The sequence below is a fragment of the Yoonia sp. GPGPB17 genome (genome assembly GCF_037892195.1).
GTDB lineage: Bacteria > Pseudomonadota > Alphaproteobacteria > Rhodobacterales > Rhodobacteraceae > Yoonia.
The window spans coordinates 805996-824631 of sequence record NZ_JATACI010000002.1; the positions used below are offsets into that span (position 1 = coordinate 805996).

General features: G+C 54.5%; 12 protein-coding genes and 3 pseudogenes. 12 read left to right on the top strand and 3 right to left on the bottom strand.

Annotation, left to right across the window (positions count from 1 at the left end; genetic code table 11):
- The first annotated feature begins 5 nt into the window (after positions 1-5).
- The 3 genes from QTO30_RS04430 to iolG are packed head-to-tail and all read left to right on the top strand — an operon-like array spanning position 6 to position 2666.
- The gene (locus QTO30_RS04430) at positions 6-848 is read left to right on the top strand and encodes a 5-deoxy-glucuronate isomerase (protein ID WP_340422762.1); all 843 of its coding nucleotides are present in this window, start codon (positions 6-8) and stop codon (positions 846-848) included.
- Positions 845-1672: a class II fructose-bisphosphate aldolase gene (locus QTO30_RS04435; protein WP_340422763.1), complete on the top strand. Its 828-nt coding sequence runs from the start codon at positions 845-847 to the stop codon at positions 1670-1672. The genes QTO30_RS04430 and QTO30_RS04435 overlap by 4 nt, the downstream gene beginning before the upstream one ends.
- A gap of 4 nt (positions 1673-1676) precedes the next feature.
- The gene (iolG, locus tag QTO30_RS04440) at positions 1677-2666 is read left to right on the top strand and encodes an inositol 2-dehydrogenase (RefSeq protein WP_340422765.1); all 990 of its coding nucleotides are present in this window, start codon (positions 1677-1679) and stop codon (positions 2664-2666) included.
- 111 nt (positions 2667-2777) lie between these two features.
- Here iolG and QTO30_RS04445 read toward each other — a convergent pair whose 3' ends face one another.
- Positions 2778-3395, bottom strand: coding sequence for a response regulator transcription factor (locus tag QTO30_RS04445; protein WP_340422766.1), 618 nt, complete (start codon positions 3393-3395; stop codon positions 2778-2780).
- A 156-nt stretch (positions 3396-3551) separates the two neighbouring features.
- On the opposite strand from QTO30_RS04445, the gene QTO30_RS04450 reads away from it, so the two are divergent.
- The 7 genes and pseudogenes from QTO30_RS04450 to QTO30_RS04480 all read left to right on the top strand — a co-directional run bounded on the left by QTO30_RS04450 (position 3552) and on the right by QTO30_RS04480 (position 13183).
- Entirely contained in the window at positions 3552-4046 is a 495-nt protein-coding gene (locus QTO30_RS04450) for a molybdopterin-dependent oxidoreductase (RefSeq protein ID WP_340422767.1), read from the top strand.
- Between the two features lie 55 nt (positions 4047-4101).
- The gene (locus QTO30_RS04455) at positions 4102-6600 is read left to right on the top strand and encodes a hybrid sensor histidine kinase/response regulator (RefSeq protein ID WP_340422768.1); all 2499 of its coding nucleotides are present in this window, start codon (positions 4102-4104) and stop codon (positions 6598-6600) included.
- 168 nt (positions 6601-6768) lie between these two features.
- Positions 6769-7986 (top strand): NAD-dependent epimerase/dehydratase family protein, encoded by a 1218-nt coding sequence (locus QTO30_RS04460; RefSeq protein ID WP_340422769.1) that lies wholly within the window; start codon positions 6769-6771, stop codon positions 7984-7986.
- Positions 7987-8440: 454 nt separating this feature from the next.
- A complete protein-coding gene (locus tag QTO30_RS04465) occupies positions 8441-9622 on the top strand; it encodes a hypothetical protein (RefSeq protein WP_340422770.1) in 1182 nt (393 codons plus the stop codon).
- A complete protein-coding gene (locus QTO30_RS04470) occupies positions 9619-10377 on the top strand; it encodes a hypothetical protein (RefSeq protein ID WP_340422772.1) in 759 nt (252 codons plus the stop codon). The genes QTO30_RS04465 and QTO30_RS04470 overlap by 4 nt, the downstream gene beginning before the upstream one ends.
- Positions 10378-10389: 12 nt before the next feature.
- Positions 10390-11454: pseudogene (locus QTO30_RS04475) on the top strand (glycosyltransferase); the annotation flags it as partial.
- 145 nt (positions 11455-11599) lie between these two features.
- A complete protein-coding gene (locus QTO30_RS04480; RefSeq protein ID WP_340422774.1) occupies positions 11600-13183 on the top strand; it encodes a calcium-binding protein in 1584 nt (527 codons plus the stop codon).
- Between the two features lie 35 nt (positions 13184-13218).
- On the opposite strand, the gene QTO30_RS04485 is transcribed toward QTO30_RS04480, so the two are convergent.
- Positions 13219-14307 carry a Hint domain-containing protein gene (locus tag QTO30_RS04485; RefSeq protein ID WP_340422775.1) on the bottom strand — a complete coding sequence of 363 codons (1089 nt, stop codon included), beginning with the start codon at positions 14305-14307 and terminating at the stop codon, positions 13219-13221.
- Between the two features lie 669 nt (positions 14308-14976).
- Here QTO30_RS04485 and QTO30_RS04490 point away from each other — a divergent pair.
- Positions 14977-15438 (top strand): hypothetical protein, encoded by a 462-nt coding sequence (locus tag QTO30_RS04490; RefSeq protein ID WP_340422776.1) that lies wholly within the window; start codon positions 14977-14979, stop codon positions 15436-15438.
- A 118-nt stretch (positions 15439-15556) separates the two neighbouring features.
- On the opposite strand, the pseudogene QTO30_RS04495 reads toward QTO30_RS04490, so the two are convergent.
- Positions 15557-16721 (bottom strand): annotated as a pseudogene (locus tag QTO30_RS04495) (S-(hydroxymethyl)glutathione dehydrogenase/class III alcohol dehydrogenase).
- Between the two features lie 460 nt (positions 16722-17181).
- On the opposite strand from QTO30_RS04495, the pseudogene QTO30_RS04500 reads away from it, so the two are divergent.
- Positions 17182-18605, top strand: a pseudogene (locus QTO30_RS04500) (amidase).
- The last annotated feature ends 31 nt before the right edge of the window (positions 18606-18636 follow it).

Below are 18636 nucleotides of genomic sequence, written 5' to 3' on the forward strand. Positions count from 1 at the left end.
AACCCATGCACATCCCGCCGTTTGACAACCAGAACAAACCCATCGTCGACGTGGATGATCCGACCGTGCCGTTGAACTACTTCAACATCGTTAAGCTCAAGAAAGGGCAGGCGTTTGAATATGCTGTGCCGGGGTATGAGACCTGCATTGTGCCTGCGACGGGGACCGTTGATATCGACATCGAAGGGTTCAAGGCGGGCGGTGTCGGCGAACGGGTTGAAGACGTCTGGGACGGTGAGCCAGAGGGTGTTTATGTGCCGGTGGGCGCCAAGGCCGAAATGGTCTGTACCTCAGATGAGGCCGAGGTGTTCGTTTGCGGCGCGCGGTATGGCAAGGTGCTGGATGCCTTCGCCGTGCGCTCAGATGAGCTGGATCTGGTGCAGTACGGGTCTGATGACACCAATACGCACCGCAAGATCAAGCATATCCTCGGCACGAAGTACCACGACAAGGTGGGGCGCTTGCTGGTTTCTGAGTTGTTTACCGTGGGCGAGGGCGGTTGGTCCGGTTTCCCATCTCACAAACACGACACCGATCGTTTGCCCGATGAAACGCGCCATGATGAGACCTATAACTTCCGCTTCAAACCGAACCATGGCTCCGGTGTGCAGATGTTGCAACGCGAGGATGGGAAGGCAGGCGATGCCTATCACATTGTCGATGGGTCGACGATTTGCCTCGATAGCGGTTATCACCCTTGTGCGGTCCTGCCCGGCTATCAGATGTATTATTTCACCATTCTGGGCGGTCTGTCGCAGCGTAGTCTGATCCAGTATTTTCAGCCATCCCATGCCTATCAGATCGAAACGATCCCGGGCATCAAAGACATGATTGCCAAGTTCAAATGAGCCTTGTGACGCTGAAAGATGTGCTGCAACCGGCGTTGCAGCAGGGCTATGCTGTGGGCGGGTTGGTGTGCCTTGGATGGGAAGACATGCGCGCCTATGTGGCCGCCGCTGAAGCCGAAAACTGCCCAGTGATCCTGCAGGCCGGGCCGGGATGCCGGGCGCATACGCCCTTGCCGGTGCTAGGCAAGATGTTCCGCCATCTGGCCGAAGAGGCGGCAGTGCCTGTCGTGGCACATCTGGATCATGGGTACACCTATGATGAGTGTTCTGAGGCATTGGATTCCGGCTTTACGTCTCTGATGTTTGATGGATCACGTAAACCGTTGATAGATAACATTAAAAAAACACGCCAAATTGCTGAAATGGCGCATAATTCAGGGATTTCATGTGAGGGCGAAATCGGCTTCGTGGGATATTCTGGTGGCGAGGACTCCGCCGGAACAGACCCGACAGAAGCGGCCCAGTTTGCAGCCGAAACGGGTGTCGACGCCATGGCTATCTCTGTCGGTAACGTCCACTTGCAGCAGGATAAAGAGGGTGGTTTGGATGAACCACGCATTGCCGCCATCCAGGCGGCAACATCTGTTCCTTTGGTTATTCACGGTGGTTCAGGTGTGCCCATTGCACAGCGTAAGGCATTGGCGCAGAATACAAATATCTGCAAATTCAACATTGGAACCGAGCTGCGGATGGCCTTTGGAGCGGCGATGCGGGAGGCGGTCAATCGCGATCCGGAACGGTTTGATCGGGTTAGTATGCTGAAAGAAACACATGATCCTGTGATGGCGGCTGCCCGCACAGTGCTACGCAATCTGAAAGGTTAGAGCATTGATTAACATTGGTATTTTGGGTTGTGGACGCATCGGGCAGGTGCATGGCGCAACCCTTCGTGGCATGACAAACGCGCGTGCTGCTGCGGTGGCAGATGCAATGCCTGACGCGGCAGCGGCTTTGGCGGCATCCACTGGTGCCAAGATCATGGACGCCGAGGCAATGCTCAACGATCCCGGCATTGATGCGGTGATCATCGGGACGCCAACGACCACGCATTACGATCTGATCCATGCGGCTGCAGCTGCGGGCAAAGCCATCTTCTGCGAAAAACCCATTGATCTATCGGTGGACCGCATTCACGATTGTCTTGCCGTCGTCGCGAAGGCGGGCGTGCCATTTATGACGGCCTTTAACCGGCGCTTTGATCCCAATTTTGCACATCTGCAACGCCAAATCGTCGACCAAGTCATAGGAAATGTTGAACTTGTAACAATACTGTCCCGTGATCCAGCACCACCGCCCATTGGCTATGTAAAGACCTCGGGCGGCATTTTCCGCGACATGATGATCCACGATTTAGACATGGCGCGTTTTTTGCTGGGTGAAGACCCGGTCGAGCTGACGGCCGCCGCATCTTGTCTGGTTGATCCCGAGATCGGGCAGGCGGGTGATTTTGACACGGCTGTCGTGACCCTCAAGACAGCCAGCGGCAAGCTGTGCCAGATATCAAACTCACGCCGTGCGACCTATGGCTATGATCAACGCATCGAAGTGCATGGCAGCGCCGGAATGTTACGTGCAGACAACATGTTAGAGCACACAGTTGAAGTCGCAAATGCAGATGGTATGCGCAAGGCGGCGACCCAGCCGTTCTTTCTGGAACGTTACGCTGCTGCCTACCGGGCTGAGATGGAACACTTCGTTGCGGCGCTGGAGGCAGGCACGCCTGTGACGCCAACGGGCGAAGACGGACTAAAGGCACAGATGCTGGCGGATGCCGCCGATGCTGCTGCACGGGACGGCTTGTCCAAAACTATGCCATGAGATGAAAGTTCGAGCTGGCAAGTCCAGCCGCGTGCCCTCATCACACGCGATCCAAAGAAAACGTTGAGTGCTGTCTTGAAATTGCAAGAAATTCGATGAGACGTCACAATCTCAGCAGAGGTGACGTTCTTTTGCCAACAGTGCCGCCTGTGTTCTGTTTGAGACACCCAGTTTTGCTAACAGGTTCTTGACGTGCAGCTTGACGGTGACTTCCTGAATGCCGAGGTTTCGGGCAATCTCTTTGTTTGACAGGCCGATACACAATTGTTCCAAGGTTTGCATTTCGCGTTCGGACAGATCTGACGCACTGCTGGCGGATGCTGGGGCGGCTTGGGACGTCCCGAAATCGAATGGCAAATAGCGCTCACCTGACAAGACAAACTTGATCGCGTTCACAAGTGACGCAGGTGAAAGTGACTTGGGGATGAACCCATGCGCGCCTTGCGCCATCGCGCGGTTGGCAACCTCACGATTGGCGACACCAGACATTATCGCGACCTTGGTCGCGGGATAGGCTTTGAGGGCACGCTTCAACCCGTCCAGCCCGTTCATGCCGGGCATATGATAGTCCAGAATAAGAAGGTCTATTGAGTCGATACCGTCCATTTGACCCAGTGCAGTTTGCAAGTTTGGCGCTGTCAGAACTTTGAAGCCTTCGACAGTTTCCAGATAGGCCGCGATTGTATCGCGAACAAGGTCGTGGTCATCGGCTATGAGTATGTTTGGCATCGCATCAATAATCCTTGTTTCCCAACGGCGGCTACAACCCAAAAGAGATCAAAAATATGGCAGACCTATACCATAGGGTAGGTACCTATCCCTATGACCTAAACAAACATTCAACCATTGCGGTAGATGAGTTGCAGACTTGAGAAGGATCAAACTATGAAATCTGTATTTCCTAACAGACTGCTGTGCGGTGCATTTGCTTTGGTTTTGAGCATGATGACACCGGCGTTCGCTCAGAACGTGCTGCCGCTCCAAGTGACAACGTCTGGGTCAGACCAATCCACGGTAGAAATCAGCCTGGAAACACTAGATACGCTTGATCAGGTCAGTTTCACGACGACGACGATTTGGACGGATGGCAGTGTCGCGTTCTCGGGCGTTTCGCTAAAAGCGTTGCTTGCATATCTAGAGGTCAGTGGGCAGTCGTTGGAGATGGTGGCGTTGAATGACTATGCCGTCACAATGCCCTTGGCTGATCTGGAAGACGCAGCACCGATACTGGCGACCCGGATGAATGGCGAAACAATGTCCGTGCGGGACAAAGGCCCTTATTGGGTGGTGTTTCCGTATGATAGTGATCCGAAGTATAGTACCGAGACAAATTACGCCCGCAGCATCTGGCAGCTCAATCGCTTGAAGGTTGTAGATTGACGCAACCGGCCACCCTATGCTGACCTCCGACAGGAGCGGAGGCAGGACGGCCGGAATGAATCGATATCGGATCGCCATATTGGCAGGTGTCGGCTTGCTGTGCCTGCTGCTTACGCTGATGGTGACAAACCTATTGGCGCAACTTCGCGATCTTTCGACTGCTGCAACCGACAACACCCAGTGGAGCATTTCGCAACTCGATACCGAACTGGCCAATCTTGATGCGGCTCTGGCCGATGGCTTGTCAGACCCGCAGTTTTCATCAGAAGATATTCAACTGCGCGTCGATATCGTGATCAGCCGAGCGAGCATTATCAATTCTGGTAGTGCCGCCGTCATCTTCAGTCAGGACGGTCGCGCGTCTGATCTGATCTTGCAGATCAATGACTTTGTGGATGGGGCGATTACGATCTCCGATCAGCCCGAGTCATTGCGCAAGGCCGATTTGCAAGAGCTTCGCGATATGGTTCGCGGCGTGCGCCCCCATGTACGTCAAACGGCGCTTTTAGGTATTGCCGTGGCCGCAGCCGATGCCGAGGCCCGGCGGGCAACTTTTGCGCAGCAACTCAGACGCACGGGCAGCATTGCCGTTGGGCTTTTGCTGATGATGGGCGGGCTCTTGTTCCTTCTGGATCGCATGTTGTCCCGCGCTGCCCGCCGCGACACTGAACTGCAAACATCTTCCAAGCTTCTAGCGTCAACCGTCGCAGCATCGCTGGACGCAATTGTGACAGCGGACGAAACCGGCGAAATCATTGAGTTCAATGCCGCAGCTGAAGAGGTTTTTGGCTGGAAAAGGGCCGAGATCATCGGTCGGACAATGGAACAAACCTTTATCCCCCCTCGTATGCGCGATGCACATCATAATGGGATGAAACGCTACCTTGAAACAGGCGAACCCCGCGTTGTTGATAAGGGCCGGTTTGAATTGGCCGCGCTGCGCAAAACTGGTGAAGAATTTCCGGTTGAACTGAACATCACCTCAATTGTGGACAGTGATGGCACGAAATTCATTGCCTATATTCGCGACATCAGTGCGCGCAAGATTGACGAACAAAAACTCATCGATGCGCGCGACCGAGCCGAACGGACAGACAAAGCAAAATCGCAGTTTCTGACGGTGATGAGCCACGAAATGCGCACGCCATTGAATGGGATCATGGGGGTGCTCGATCTGCTGCGCACAACGAAACTGTCACCCAAACAGGACCACTACACAAAGGTCGCAACCGCCTCGAGCGAAATTCTGTTGGAACATGTCAATGAGGCTCTGGATATCACCCGGATCGAAACAGGGACGCTGCAACTGACCCAACAGCAATTTGACTTGCCTGAGTTGGTCCAATCTCTGGTTGATGTGCTGTCACCGCTTGCCGCCGAAAAGGGGTTGTCTCTTACACTTGATATCGACGCCACGATGCGAATGGGGTTTTGGGGCGATAGCACTCGCCTCAGGCAGATCCTTACCAATCTTGTTGGCAATGCGATCAAGTTCACCGACAGTGGTGGTGTCAAGCTGAGGGTAAGCGGTATTCACGGGCCCAAAACATCATCCTTGAAATTCGCCGTAGCCGATACGGGGGCAGGGATCCCGGCTGAGCACCACGAGCGGGTCTTTGAAGACTTCATTGCTTTGGCCCATGGCAAAGGGCGTCAAACACGTGGCGATGGTCTTGGCCTTTCGATTTCGCGCCGAATTGCGCGACAATTGGGCGGGGATATCGTTTTGGACAGTGAGGCGGGCAAAGGGTCCACCTTCATCCTTAATGTGCCATTGAGCCGGGCTGCTGAATTGCGTGAGCGACCCGAAGATGCGGTGCCTACGCGCGTGAACTTATCCTGCCGCGTACTGGTTGTCGAAGACAACGACATTAATCGCCATGTGCTTAATGATATGCTGGTGGGGCTGGGCCATCATGTGGACGTGGCGGTGAATGGTGCGGAAAGCCTGGATAAACTAGCAGACACACCATTTGACATCGTCTTTATGGATATCAGCATGCCGGTTATGGATGGGGTCGAGGCAACCCGGAGGATACGCAGCAAGGATGGTCCGAACAAGTTAACCCACATCGTTGGCCTGACGGCACATGGAAGCGAAGAGTATCGTGAAGATGCCGAAAAGGCAGGCATGAACAGATTTCACACAAAACCTATTCGTATTGATGCATTGCAGCGCATCATGGCGGATGTCGCTCATGCAGTGCATCTGCCTTTGACCGCACCATCAGACGATGCATTGCAGGAACTGCGGGATGTCCTTGGCGCTGACAAACTGCGCAATATCTGTGACCGTTTTCTGGCGGAGTTGCAGACGTTGATTGATGGCATGTGTAATGAATCCTTATCTGGCAGCGCGATGGCCGATGCAGTGCACCACGCCAAGGGCGCTGCGGCCATGTTGGGGCAGACAGAACTCGAAAATCTGTTGGCCGAGTTGGAACGGCACGCGCGTGCGCAGGACAGTATTGATCTTCATCAATATGCGTCGCAAATCGCACTTGGTGCCGACGCGGCAAAGGGGATATTCGCCCGAGCGTCGCAGAACGCCTGATCCGGTACCTCTTTAGAACTGCCGACCTATCCATCAGGATAGATACCCCATCCCAATGCCCTCTGCCCTATCCCGACGGCCTAACCCACGGTCCGTCGGATGGACGTAAACCTTTGCTTGTACGCAACCTGGGTCGCCTGGAGGGGCCCAAACAAAGGAATAAGCATCATGAATAACGAAAAGGAAATTGTCATCGTCGGTGGAGATGGTTTTTGCGGCTGGCCGACAGCGCTACATCTGTCAAAGCTCGGCCACAAGATCACCATCGTTGATAACCTTGCACGCCGCACAATTGATGCAAAGCTAGGCGCAGACAGTCTGACACCGATCGCAACAATGCGGGATCGCCTTGCAGCATGGAATGAAAAAACAGGCCTTAAGATTGCCTTTGAAAACATTGATGTTGCGCAAGAGTTTGATCAAGTCACTGACCTGCTATCGACGATCAAGCCCGACACGATCATTCATTTTGGTGAACAGCGTGCAGCGCCCTATTCCATGAAGGGGATTGGCGAAAAACGCTACACCGTCGACAACAACATTTCAGGCACGCACAACCTGCTGGCTGCCTCAGTTGAGTTGGGCCTGAGCCCGCATTTCGTGCATCTGGGGACAATGGGTGTCTATGGTTATGACGACGATGGCATCGAGATTCCAGAAGGCTATCTGCCGATCTATGTGCCAAGTGAAAACAAAATCTATCAGCGTGATATCCTCTACCCAACCAATCCGGGCAGCATCTATCACATGACCAAATCGATGGATCAGCTTCTGTTCCAGTACTATGCTAAAAACGATGGGCTAAGGATCACAGACCTGCATCAGGGCATCGTCTGGGGCACCCAAACGGAAGAGACGAAGCTTGATGAGCGGCTGATCAATCGGTTCGATTATGATGGTGATTATGGCACGGTTTTGAACCGCTTCTTGATGCAGGCAGTTGTGGGCCACCCGCTCACAGTGCATGGGACCGGCGGACAGACCCGGGCGTTCATCCATATTCAGGACACAGTGAAATGCTTGGCTATGGCCGTCGAAAACCCGCCAGCCTCGGGTGATAAGGTCGCGATCCTTAATCAGATGACCGAGACGCATACGGTGCGGTCATTGGCCAAGCTTGTTGCGGAAAACTCCGGTGCCAAGGTCGCCTATGTGGACAACCCGCGGAACGAAGCTGCGGAGAACGGCCTGCGGGTCTCAAACAAAACGTTCATTTCGCTTGGGCTGGAGCCGATCACGCTTGCTGAGGGCCTCATGGAGGAAACCCAGCAAGTTGCCGTGAAATATGCACATCGCTGCATCCGTAAGATGATCCCATGCACCTCGACATGGACTGACAATCAACGTCCTGGCGTGGTTGATACGGAAAAACCCAGAGCTGCTTGACCCTCCTCGTCAGCAGCGCCGGATCCGCGTGGAGGTGGGTCCGGCGCACTCTTGCTTGGCACGTTCTAAAGATATCGGTGAAAAACATGCGTATGATTGGCATTGGGCTAATGGGATTTCTTCTGGCAGCTGTGGCCCTGCTGCTTTCAACAATAAATATTTTGGAAAAGGGAGAAAACTATCTTCGCAGCCTAACTGCTGATGCGCAGCTGACGTTTGAAAGCCGCACCGCGATCCCTGTGAATGATCAATACACAGCCACAATAAAGCGATCCAACGCGACCCATCCTATCATACTGTCTGGTTTACCTGCATATCACAGCGTGGTGTTCAGGATGCCATTGGATGCGCGCCCCACATCTGGATACCTCCAAATCAATGTTACATCTCAAGTCCTGGACGGGGTCGAAGGCGCGCTGCGGGTGTCCATCGACAATGAAAAAGGGGCGAGGTGTTGCTGCTTCCAGGTGAGGTTGCGCGTTCCCTGCAAATTCCGCTTTCACCGACGGATTTTGTCAGGGAGGAGCTGGTTGTTTCTATTTCACTGCAAGGTGAGGGTCCTGACTCTCAGTGTAGCAGAGATGATGGTCTCGCGGCCATCGTCGAGATAGAAACGACCAGCGCCGTTTTTCTGACCCTTGACCGTCCGCTAGAGACTGCGCGCGATAGGGTAAATGCTTGGGGCCGGATCGTCAGGGTTGCGTGGCCAGATTGGCTGGACAGTCAGGAGCGCGTGCGGCGTCTGGCACTGGCCACCCAGTTTAAGCAACACGACGTTGAAACCGTCGTGCTGAACAGTTCCGCAAATGCGCTCACGACAACGCAATTGCGTGCAATTTTGCCGATGTTTTCTGAGCAAGAGGATCAGGACCCCGCATCCTGGCCGCGATCTCTTGCGCAAGCAGGGGCAAATGCGGGACTGCGTCGGTTCCATCACGAAACCAGTTGGCGCTACAGATATGATCTGCATCGCGAAGACGGCCTGAAGCTGCCAGCCAATCTGGATTTGGATATGGTCTTTGGCCGCCAATTGCCTGGCACACATTGGTTGCTGACAGCTACGCTGAATAACCGTCTGCTCCATCAGGAAATTTTTGACGGTGCGCAGACCACATATACTAGGCTGATCCCACTACCGGCAGAGCTGCAAAGCGCGTCCAACATCATCGAGATTGTGGCCAGTACCACGCGACGCGATACTGGCCGCTGCGACCAAGGGCCTGTGTTGATTGCAGAAATGTTGCCGACGACCCATCTGCTGGCAGGAGATGCCAATTACTCTGATCAGCTTACAGAAATTCGTCACGCGATTTCTGAGGCGGGCGTACTGGGGCTTGGGGTTGCAGGCGTACTGAGCGCGGCAGACGCTGATGCGGTCAGCAGCCTGCTGGCCCAATTGGTACCCACGTCGGTGACGCTCAAGCCTGATCCCGACATTGCCAAAGTCGTGGTCATACCGCCGCAATCCCCCGGTTTTCCATTGGATCAGACCGGCCCAATCTGGTTGGTCACTCTGGATACGGTTACCCAACGGCCGCATGTCAACCGCCTGGAACCGGGCGCCCAGCTACCGCGTCGCGGTCTGGCGGTTCTGGTCACTCCCGATGCCATGGACGTGACCGAGGTGGCGCGATGAGTACGGGCGAGGACAAGCGCGAGCAGATCAATTACATCTCCGTAGACAGCGCGCCAAAACGGTTCGCCGGTTCCGTTTCGCACTGGCAGGGCCCGAAGATGCTGATTTGCTTCACTGGCCTGGCTGCGGGGCAACTCTGGTCAGTCAATACAGATTTGGCAGCGCAGCTATTCCCCAACCACGACTATGTGTTCTCGCCGCATGAAGGCCACCATGCGATTGCGGTCCGTATCTTTCTGATATCGTTCTTCATTTCATTTGCAGCCTTCAGCTCGGCCGCCGGGCGCGGGCGCGTGTTGTTTGGTTTGGACATGGTGTTGACGTTTCTGGTGGGGTGCGCTGCTTTTGATGTAGCCAATGCAGTCGCCGAAAACATGATCGGGCGATCTTTGTCATTGCATTTCAGTGCGATTGCATCTGGGCTATTCGGCTTTGCAATCTATTCTTTCAAGCTGTTGGAACGCGGTTTCATGCCCGCCCGCATCCGCGTCGAACATGTGCCTGTCAGTCAGATGAGGGCTTTTCTGCGACTTGGCATCAGTATCGTGACCGCCGCCATCATCGCGATCTGGGTCGGTGGGATGGATCTGAATCTTGTTCTATTGCTACGGCATTGGACCTTACTGGGTGGCATCGGTCCGGGAGTATTCCTGTTCCTGCCGGTTCTATTTGGACAGCTTTATCTGCTTGCAGTCTATGACGTGCTGATGGCCCAAAACCTAAGTTCAATCCGCCCGTCTCAGTCATCGTCTTAAGCCCACAATGAATCCTACATCATCAAAGAAACGATCAACGCGATGGACCGGGCCGCGAAGCACTACGGCGGTGACGTTTACATTCTGATCATGAACAACAATTCGACCGATGACACCGAAGACATCGCGCGCGAGACATTGGACGCATGCAAGGCCGCCAAAGGCCGTGTGATAAACGTGCCAAAGCCGGGAAAATCCAATGCGCTGAATGCAGGACTGGACGCCTGTGAGACAGAGTTCCTCGTCCGCGTTGACGCAGATACGCTGGTCGGCGAAGACAATTTCAGCCGCGCCATGCCCTATTTCACTGACCCATATGTCGGCGTTGTGGGCGGCGTGCCGGTTCCGCCGGGCGGTGCCTTGTTCGACCGGGCACGCTTGTTGGAGGTTCTCGTCAAGCATGGGTTTTATTCGGTGGCTATGGGGGCCGTAAATGGCGTCGTCGGCATTCCTGGAATGTTCGTGGTCTACCGCACGCATCATCCGCGCCATCTGGGTGGGTTCGTCGAAGGGATGAACGGTGAGGATACCGACATTTCACTGCGCATCGGCGAGCTGGGGTTTCACTCCGTCGTCGATCCCAAGATCAGATATATCTCTGAAGTGCCGTCGTCCTACAGTCACATGCGAGAGCAGCGGATGCGGTGGTTTCGGTCGATCTATCATATCTCATCACGCTGCCGGGACCTGATTTTTGGTCCGAACAAAACGCTGCGAGGCAAGGTCATTCTGCCCTACATGCTTGTGAACTCTGCCCGGCGGGCCATGCTTGTCCCGCTGATCATATTCGGTGCTTTGGAACTGGGGCTCGGTTTCAACCCCGACAGCCCGATTGTCTGGCAGTCCATTGTCGCTGTGACAACCGGCGCACCTGCCATCATGGCTATCGTTGCGTCGCTGTTGAATGGTGTGCCCAAAGGTGTGCTCGCGCTACCTGAATATCTAATTTTTCGTGTGTTGCGCGCCTATTTCACGTTGGAATCGATGCTGAGCATTCTGGTTGATACGAGGGGTGAAGACCTCGAACGTGTCATACGGCAGGACATTGTACCCGACAAACCGATCCGCGTGGCCTGACATTGGCCAGCACCTATCCTTTGGAGTATTTGACCTATCCGAAAACGTCCAAGGCTATGCCTTTTCTTCCATGCGTCACACCGAAAAATCCCTAACTTTAAAATGAGTTCAATAGTTTAAACATCTGCAAAGAAACGGTAGAACAATGGTAAGACGTATTTTTGGAACCCCAGACGCTGATCAAATCAACGGTGGCGGCGGTTCAGATCACATCCTCGGAAAAGCCGGTAATGATCAAATTCTGGCTGGCAACAGCGCTGACAATGTCTATGGCCAACGCGGCGATGATACGATCTACGGCGCGTCCGGCAGCGACCGCCTGAGAGGTGGCGCAGGGTCAGACATGCTGATGGGCGAAGCTGGTCAGGACAGGCTCTATGGCGGGGCAGGGGATGACATCCTCTCTGGCGGAGACACCAGCGGAAGCGGTGGCGGGTCTGGCGGGGGTATCAATGACCGGTTGTGGGGCGGCGCTGGCAACGACGAAATGTCTGGCGATGGTGGCAATGATTTGCTCTACGGCGGCACCGGGAACGACACGATGTTTGGTGGTTCAGGTCAGGACCGTCTGTTCGGCGCAAGCGATGACGACAACATATCGGGCGGCGGTGCAGATGATGCGTTGTTTGGTGGCCAGGGAAACGATGACCTTTCAGGAAACGATGGCATAGACCGGTTGTATGGCGGAGCCGGGTCCGATGAGTTGACCGGTGGAACCGGCTCTGACGTACTGCATGGTGGGAACGACGATGACATATTGTCGGGGTCGGAAGGCAATGATCGGCTTTATGGATCATCCGGGAATGACACACTCTTTGGAGATGGCGGAGACGACATGCTCTATGGTGGTGCCGGAAATGACACCATCGAAGGCGGCATCGGTGCCGATCGCGTCTGGGCTGGTGGGGGCGATGATGTGGTCAGGGGCGGCACGGGAGACGATGTTCTTGGTGGCGCGGCAGGCAATGACACCCTCTATGGAGGCAGCGGTACAGACACCCTTTATGGCCGGTCCGATGACGATCTTCTCTTCGGCGGAACGGGAAATGATCGGCTGTTTGGGGGCGAGGGCAATGATACGCTGTCTGGAGATGGCGGAGCTGACTATCTTAGTGGTGGTCACGGACAAGATACTATCAGTGGTGGAAGTGGCAATGATGAACTGATCGGCCAACAGGGCGACGACACTTTGTACGGTGGCGCAGGTATGGATGATCTGCGGGGTGGGAATGGGTCCGACACGCTGCACGGTGGAACAGGAGGTGACACGCTCAACGGCGGCGCCGACGCCGATGTCTTGCATGGTGATGGCGGCGCAGATTCTTTGGATGGGTCATGGGGCAATGACACGTTGGATGGCGGCGCAGGAAATGACGTACTGCTGGGGGGCGCTGGCGCTGACACGCTATGTGGTGGCTCGGGGTTAAATGAACTGATCGGCGGCACGGGCGCTGACACGTTTGTTTTCAAGACCGAGTCAAGATTCTTCGTGGACAGAATTGCGGATTTTCGGACGTCAGGTACTGGTCAGGATATACTGGATTTGACAGAATTCGATGTCTTGGCGACCGTGTCAAACCTGACAGACTGGGCGGCAGAAAACATCCTTCAGCAAGTGAATGGCGACGTGTCTGTTCGACTGTCACATTCACAAACCATCATTGTTGAAGATCATCTTGGACTTGGCGAAAACTTGGCTGGTCAGTTGATCGAGTGCATGTTGATCTGAATCCTTCTTGAGTGTCCGTTCCAACCGCATGCACCTTACCTGACAACATTCAGGTGGTTTGCAAGTGGCATTTTCTTGTTCTTTGCCAAGCGATCAACAAGTCTGCGCTGGCGGCTGTTTTCGGGGATCATCGAAACCGGTGTCGGATCGTAATCTGCTTTTGCAAGTTCTGGGAACAGAGCGAGAACTTCCTCCCTTGCTTCCAATGAAATCGACTTTAGTGCTTCTTTGCCGGTATACAGACTTTCAGTGGGCGCGCCTTCGGCAAAAATCACCTCATGTCGGTCTAGCAATAGATGGACGTATTCGACTTCTGTCACGTCATCGCATACCTCTATACCGGGTAGTTGAACTAACTTAATGGCAGCAATCAGAACACTCTCCTGTTCGAACATCCGTTCCACCACATTTGAAGAAATGAGCATTCGGTGTTGCCTTGAGACCAAAAGATCACGCTCTGGCAAATCCTTTCCCAGGGAAGAGGCACCAATGCGAACTGGCCGCAACTTGGGGTTCTCACTGAGGTCATTGGCACTTAATTTCCGTTTGCCAATCCAGAGAATAGGTTTCACACCATGGTGTTTGGTCACAACCAAGTCACCTGTGCTCAGGTTTTGAACCTCAACAGGGCCCGCGACCGTTTCGATGCGTGTCCCTGTGACAAAGCAAATTAGAAGGCTATCGTAGTCGACGTTACCCAAACCATCGGGAGGACCAACGGTATATGTCTCACCAGGGACAATCTCGAATGTAGTGACGTAACCCTGCAATGAACCAAAGGAGGCGGAGTTGGCATTGTGAAGATCATAAATGAAGCCTACCGAGGTGCCAGTGGAGTCAAAGACCTCAAATTCGTTTTCCGGGTTACTTGGTGCATTTGTGTAGACGATTCCGTCAACCGTTCCATTCAATAGTTGTTGCGTCGGTGCCCCGGCAAAGTTACCGGGCACGCCGTCATTGAAAACCGTATCCTCAGAATCTGTATCTGTGATGGTCGCAGCAGTCGGCGCCGCTGTAGCAGAAGCGGTGAATGTCCCTCCGGTTGCGATGGAGCCGAAGTTATAGTTCGCCCCAGTGATACCAAGATCAGCTGCGGAATATACAAGGACCAATCTATCAGGCACTAGTTCGACCTTTCGATATTTTTGATAAACATGTACTTCAATTGTGTACCCCAAAAATCAAAATGGAACCATTGCGACTGCCCTGGATCTAGTCAGTGAATAGGCCCAAAGTATTTCGAGAGCATATGAAGCCGTTGTACATGGCTTCTTATGTCTAGGGCGACCTGCGTGGCAAACGCGAAGCAGAAACCGTGTTCGATCGCCGGACCAATGGCCGTCTTGGTGCCGGGCCAGCGGCTCTGGACAGCCTCGCCAGAAGGCGCGCAACGTTGTGCCTGATCTGTTCAAGCGCGGGTCGTCGCGGCCAATCAGTTCGACAGTCGCGCCATCGGGCAGGGCGGAGACAAATGGACAACACACTGTCCACAACCGCCGTTGTGGTTTGTTTTGCGCGGTTCTTGCGAATGTCAGGCGGCCGTCACATCCTCAGACGGCGCGAGTCGCGTCGTCGGGAAGAGTCGCATGGATCACTTTTACGTCCTTACCTTCAAGCTGTTTGCAAACTATGCATAATTGGTTAACAGGTCTTGTATGTCTATCATTGCACATTCGCCTTGTTTACTCACATTTGAACATGCTGCTAGCCAGGAAAGAAACGTTTCGAAACTTGAAGTGTTACGTTATGTGCGGTGCGAGGAAAACCAAACTTATCAATGAGACCAAACAAAGATGACCGACCGCAATTTTGAACCAATGACGAAAGCCGAAGTTGTCACTGCACAACGCTCTTGGGCGAAATGCGTAACCGATCAAGACGTAGACGGCTTGCTTGGTCTCTATGATTTTGGTGACCCGGACGAACCGCTTCTATTCAAACCCACCCTTGCCGACGTCATCCGACTCGATGAAAAGGGCGCGCGCGCCTACTTTGTCGGGGGCGACCCTGACTATCCGCAAGATAGCGGATTTCTAAAGCGCGGATGGCAGAAGGTCGACTTCCAGAGCGCTGTTGGCCCAATTCTGAAAGCGGGCGGACTGGGATACAAAGATATGGGACACTACACTTTTGTGGATGGTGCAGGGAACGCAACGCGCGCCGACTATACGTTTGCCTACCACAAACTGGATGGGCGGGTATTGATTTCGCTACACCACTCTTCGCTCACGTGGTTTCCGCCCGTTGAGGGGTGATCAAAGGCTTGCAATGAACATCACGCCGTAAGCGTCGGCCAGACAGGCGCAGCGCAATAGCGTTTCTGCTTTTCTGGCCCAGCGCAGAACGACTGCACGGGGCCATCAGATATCAGGGTCAAGCCGGAACGATCTTCCCGGGCAAAGAGTTTACTGTCATCGTTTGTTCCGGTTGGAAATGGATCACCGAGCGTATGGACGCGCCTGCCTTTAGCAGGTCGAAGGCTGTGTTGATCTGTTCATGATGCATGTGGTGTGTGATGTAGGGGTCCACATCAAAATCACCGCGCAACCATTCGTTCACCATGCCGGGCAGTTGACTGCGGCCTAATACGCCGCCAAACGCCGTTCCCCGCCACACGCGACCTGTCACAAGTTGGAAAGGTCGGGTGGATATTTCCTGGCCCGCGCAAGCTGACGCCGATGACCGTGCATTCCCCCCATCCCTTGTGGCAGGCTTCAAGCGCCGACCGCATAAGTTCCACATTGCCGACGGCTTCGAAGGTATAGTCCAATCCTCCGTTCGTCATCTCGATCAAAACGTCATGGATCGGTGCCGAATGATCTTTGGGATTCACGCATTCGGTAGCCCCGAGCGACTTGGCGAGCGGGAATTTATTCTGGTTCACATCGACCCCGATGATGCGCGATGCGCCCTTTAGAACCGCACCTTGAATGACAGCCATCCCCACAGCACCCAGGCCAAAGACCGCAACCGTCGAGCCAGGTTCGACTTTTGCAGTGTTGCGCACAGCGCCAATGCCCGTCGGCACCGCACAGCCCATTACAGACGCCTTGGACAAGGGCGCTTCCTTGGATATTTTAGCGACCGAGATTTCCGGCAGAACAGTGTATTCGCTGAACGTGCTGGTACCCATATAGTGCAAGATCTGCTTGCCCTTGTATGAGAAACGCGACGTGCCGTCCGGCATAAGACCGGCCCCTTGGGTCGCGCGGATCGTTTGACATAGGTTCGTTTTACCAGATTTGATGTAGGGACAGTCGGGGTCTTCGGGCACATAGAGCGGGATAACGTGATCACCGGGTTTGACTGAGGTCACTCCTTTGCCGATCTCCTCAACCACACCGCAGCCTTCATGTCCCAAAATGCATGGGAACAACCCTTCTGGGTCATCGCCGGACAACGTAAAGACATCCGTGTGACACAGACTCGTGGTGACAATACGAACAAGGACCTCACCGTCTTTCGGCCCTTCCAGATCAATGTCCTCAATCTCCAGGGGCAGGTTGGGTCCCCAAGCGATAGCAGCGCGTGTCTTCATTTTGTTTGTCCTCCCAATGGATCAACGATAAAATCGGAATTGGGTTTGGGCGATGGGGTATTGGATGTGCGATCAAAAAAGACGCATTGCTGGGTAATCCTATGCGTTGAGGCTAAGCGAGAGAAATGCCTCTCGCAACTCCTTAAGTTACGATAGTGGAGGGATTGCTTAGCGCCCTAAAGTGACGCGCGACCCTCGCCGGTCCTTCGGGTTTCATGCGGGCTGCCGCATGGCGAAAGACGCTGGACTGCATGCCCGCCAAATGATGCGGTACCGGAAGGTGGGGGTGATCGAAATTCTGAATTATGTCAAAGTTACTGTGATAGGTCGGCTACATTGCACCAGGATTGCAAAAGTCGCCCGCCTTGAAACCAGGCCAAAGGATCTTTGATGTTCGACAATTGCTTAGATCTTGCAGCGGTTTACCCTATCGGGCGTAACGAAAAGTGAGTGTGCCAGCATGACGGAAAAACCTGATCTTTGGCGATGGAGTGCAGGCGACATTGCGCTGGCAACACGGAGTGGGTCGCTAAGCGCCGTTGAAGTCACCGAATCCGCGATTGCGCGAATGGAGGAGATCAATCCAGCGCTAAATGCAGTCGTCGAAAGCTTGGCGGAGGAGGCGCTGGCGGAGGCGGCGGCATTAGATACCAGCAAGGCACCCAAAGGGTTGCTGCATGGTGTTTCTGTCACGATAAAGATCAATGTCGATCAGAAAGGTCATGCGACATCCAACGGTGTCGCGGCCCTCAAAGATATGATCGCACCCGAAGACGCGCCGGTCGTCAGGAACTTGAAGGCAGCGGGCGCTGTTGTAATTGGTCGCACAAACACACCTGAGTTCTCATTCCGGGCGGACACAGATAACGCGCTTTACGGTCGGACGCACAACCCTTGGGGATCGCATATCTCTGCGGGTGGCTCTTCGGGCGGGGCGGGTGCAGCTGTGATGTCCGGGATTGGCGCGCTTGCACACGGAAACGACATTGGCGGATCCCTTCGGTTTCCTGCATCCGCAAACGGGGCTGTGACGGTCAAACCGGGTTTGGGGCGCGTACCAGCTTTCAACCCCAGCCAAACGTCTGAGCGGGGCCTTTTGGCGCAATCCATGTCGGTACAGGGCGTGATCGCGCGGAATGCATCCGATCTGCAATTGTCGATGCCAGCGATGATCATGTCCGATGCTCGAGACCCGTTTCACGTCCCAATGCCGTGGCGTGGCGCGCCGCTTGCGTCCCCTATTCGGGTGGCGGTGGCCCGCGACGATTTCGGCTTTGGTCTGCATCCCGCCGTTGCAACAGCACTCGACAACGCAGCATTGGCGCTAGCCGACGCGGGATATGCTGTCGAAGCTGCTGAGCCGCCGCTTGCCTGGGAAACTGGGCAGGTTGGCTATCAGGCGCTGTTGAGTGAGGTCAGAGACCTGCTTGGTCCTGATATTCGCGCCCTTGGGTCGAAAGACATCAATGCAATATTCGATGAGTACTACTGCCAGTTCCCGCCATATGACGGCGACGCGTTTGTAAGGATGTTGGCAAAGCGCACCTATTACGCGCGACAATGGGCGCTTTTCCTGGAGGACTATCCATTGGTTTTGACCCCGTTTTTGCTACGGCCGTTCTTTGCACCAGGACGTGATACAGCTGGACCCGATGGCGTGAGGGATGTTCTGGGTCAATCACATTGGTCCTTCATCATGAGTTTCATTGGCCTGCCTGCTTAAGCAATCTGCCAACGCATGTTGCGGATACGGCAGATGGCCCAAGCCCGATTGGCGTACAGATCGCCGGGCGCAGATGGCGGGAGGATTTGATTGTGGATGCAATGCAAGCCATCGAGGCGCGCATACCTCCCCTCTGTACGACGCTTTGGAAACGGCTCTAATTGAAGTTACCAGCATACCTCGACGGTATAC

Coding starts and splice junctions, on each gene's coding strand:
- QTO30_RS04430 (WP_340422762.1), top strand. CDS start 6: ATGCACATCCCGCCGTTTGACAACCAGAACAAACCCATCGTCGACGTG.
- QTO30_RS04435 (WP_340422763.1), top strand. CDS start 845: ATGAGCCTTGTGACGCTGAAAGATGTGCTGCAACCGGCGTTGCAGCAG.
- QTO30_RS04445 (WP_340422766.1), bottom strand. CDS start 3,395: ATGCCAAACATACTCATAGCCGATGACCACGACCTTGTTCGCGATACA.
- QTO30_RS04450 (WP_340422767.1), top strand. CDS start 3,552: ATGAAATCTGTATTTCCTAACAGACTGCTGTGCGGTGCATTTGCTTTG.
- QTO30_RS04455 (WP_340422768.1), top strand. CDS start 4,102: ATGAATCGATATCGGATCGCCATATTGGCAGGTGTCGGCTTGCTGTGC.
- QTO30_RS04460 (WP_340422769.1), top strand. CDS start 6,769: ATGAATAACGAAAAGGAAATTGTCATCGTCGGTGGAGATGGTTTTTGC.
- QTO30_RS04470 (WP_340422772.1), top strand. CDS start 9,619: ATGAGTACGGGCGAGGACAAGCGCGAGCAGATCAATTACATCTCCGTA.
- QTO30_RS04480 (WP_340422774.1), top strand. CDS start 11,600: ATGGTAAGACGTATTTTTGGAACCCCAGACGCTGATCAAATCAACGGT.
- QTO30_RS04490 (WP_340422776.1), top strand. CDS start 14,977: ATGACCGACCGCAATTTTGAACCAATGACGAAAGCCGAAGTTGTCACT.